Origin of the sequence: Sphaerochaeta sp. S2 (assembly GCF_016406725.1) — a bacterium.
GTDB lineage: Bacteria > Spirochaetota > Spirochaetia > Sphaerochaetales > Sphaerochaetaceae > Sphaerochaeta.
Map to the genome: position 1 here is coordinate 1 of NZ_JAEKNT010000141.1, position 2296 is coordinate 2296.

Sequence of the window (2296 nt, forward strand, 5' to 3'; positions counted from 1 at the left end):
ACTCTTAGCATACCTCAATCCAGAGCGATTCTCAATCTTTTTCCTGTCTGGTAATGTTTTTATGACTAGAGAAGAAATTAACATGTTTTTTGGTCTATAAGCGCCGACTCCACAGCCTTGAGTATTACCACACTGCTGTACATTGCTCCTGAAATCACATCAACTTGTAGATGTTGGGAGGAAAGCACATTCTGGAGAAGGTCCTTTGTTTTCTTTTCTTTGTATTTATCAGCAGGGTTTTCATAAAACAAAGCAGTAACTCCATGTCACAATTGCTTCTTTATAGAGAAGTTATTTCAATGAGCGATCATAGACCACTCCTACACCTGCGTAGGAAACAGTACCAGTTTCCCTACATGGTGCTTCCGGGAAAATTCCTGTTGTGCTGCTGCTATCTCTTCCAAGGGAAATACTCCTGCAAGCAGTGGGCGGATCTCCCCATGTGGACACATTCCTCCCAGATAAGGCAAATGTTGCATTGTATGAAAGAATCAATCGAGAGGTATATACAAAAATCAGTTCTGCTACTGAGGAAGTATTGCAGGCATCTCATCGTATCTTTCATGATTGACCACCTCCAACACTATATCCCCCTTCATTATTTTGATACCCAAAGGCCAGTTACTTTGCTATATTCAACATAAGGAGGGGGTACTAATGAGGATTACCAATTATCGCTCTTTCATGATCCATGCATTGTTCCTTTCACTTACCATGAGTTTCATAGACGTGAATACCGTCGCCCCAGCCATGCTAAGCGAAACTGGGGCTACTACATTTCACCTAGGGCTGCTGACTGCCATCATGGTGGGGTTTGGTAGTTTTATGCAGTTGTTGTTTGCTACATTCATCATGGGTTTCAAACATAAGAAACCGGCCCTCTTGGGTGGAATTTACCTCAGGGTTGCAGCGCTTGCAAGCCTTGGGATATTCTTGCGCAACCTTGGATCCCCTGCCACCTGGAAAATATGGCTTATCCTTTTCCTGATCACCGTATTCTCCTTCAGTGGGGCATGGGCAAATATTGCCTATACCGATATCCTCGGAAGTACGATTGAAAAACCCCAACGAAAGAAACTACTCACCCAGAAACAACTGATCACCAGTATTGGATTGATCATAAGTTCAGTCGTGGTAAAGCTTGTACTCTCCTACCTCTCCTACCCCGACAGCTACAGCCTGCTGTTCCTTATGGCAAGTCTGCTTCTTCTTCTGGCAACCAGTGGCTTCTGGATGCTGAAAGAGGGAGAACCTCCCCAGCAAAAAAAACAGACGCTAGGAGAAAGACTTGGTATGTTTGTCCATGCCATCAAGGAAGACCGTAATGTCCGTCTTTACCTGTTATTGGTTAACACCTCAGGCGTCATACTTTCTACCCTGCCATTTTTGGTGGTACTTGCAAATCAACGCTATGGATTGGACGGAGGAAGAACGGGAACCTTCCTGTTGTTCCAGCTTTCCGGTTCTCTGCTTGCAACCATCCTGACCAACCTGTTCAGCAAAGGACAGCGCTATCGCCCGCTTATCTATCTTTTCATCCTTCTCGGTATTTCCACCCCGATCATGGCTCTCTTGCTGATAGCAACCCCACTACTCTACCCACTTGCCTTCTTTATCGGAGGGGCAACCGCTGCTCTCTATCACATACTTACCGTGGGGATTCTTTTGGAAATTTCCAACAATGAGAATCGCCCTATCTATTTTGGGATAGGCGGTGCTGGTGCCTTGATGAATATCCTCTACCCAATGCTTGCTGGTCTCTTGCTCCCCTACCTAGGGTTTCCACTTATCTTCATACTTACCAGTTGCTATATGCTTTTTGGTATCTACGCCGCCAAACATTTGGATTGTGGCATATTTTCCTGAATCTACTCCGATAGTTATATTGACCAAAATATAATTTCCTTTTATATCATTGGTATCTAATAGGAGATATTATGAACAAGAAACTAATCCTGACACTTACCTTACTTTCCTTCTCTGCTCTTTCACTCTTTGCATTCTCCTTCACCCCGTTCGTAGAAACAGAGCAAGGCACCATTGGCCTGTTGTACCATACCTTCCAAAACGGAACAGCAGGAGACGAATTCGATTTCATCAAGCAAGGCGGACAGAACAACCTCTACCCCTTCAGCCGCTACACGGTAGGGACAAGAATTGAGGATAAACACCGTCTCTGGTTCACCTACCAACCATTGCAGCTTGATACCGCAGTAAATTTTAGAGAGGCTGTTACCATCGGAGGAAAAAATTTTGAAGGTCCCATGGAACTGACCTACAGCTTCCCCTTCTACCG

General features: G+C 44.7%; 2 protein-coding genes and 1 pseudogene. 2 read left to right on the forward strand and 1 reads right to left on the reverse strand.

Annotated features, from left to right (window positions below):
* Positions 1–320: 320 nt before the first annotated feature.
* The gene (locus tag JF818_RS03715) at positions 321–479 is read right to left on the reverse strand and encodes a zinc-binding dehydrogenase (protein ID WP_198890638.1); all 159 of its coding nucleotides are present in this window, start codon (positions 477–479) and stop codon (positions 321–323) included.
* A gap of 178 nt (positions 480–657) precedes the next feature.
* Here JF818_RS03715 and JF818_RS03720 point away from each other — a divergent pair, with 178 nt between their 5' ends.
* Together JF818_RS03720 and JF818_RS03725 are read left to right on the forward strand one after the other, a co-directional pair.
* Entirely contained in the window at positions 658–1866 is a 1209-nt protein-coding gene (locus JF818_RS03720) for an MFS transporter (RefSeq protein WP_198890639.1), read from the forward strand.
* A gap of 71 nt (positions 1867–1937) precedes the next feature.
* Positions 1938–2296 (forward strand): annotated as a pseudogene (locus JF818_RS03725) (hypothetical protein); the annotation flags it as partial.

Coding starts and splice junctions, on each gene's coding strand:
- JF818_RS03715 (WP_198890638.1), bottom strand. CDS start 479: ATGCAACATTTGCCTTATCTGGGAGGAATGTGTCCACATGGGGAGATC.
- JF818_RS03720 (WP_198890639.1), top strand. CDS start 658: ATGAGGATTACCAATTATCGCTCTTTCATGATCCATGCATTGTTCCTT.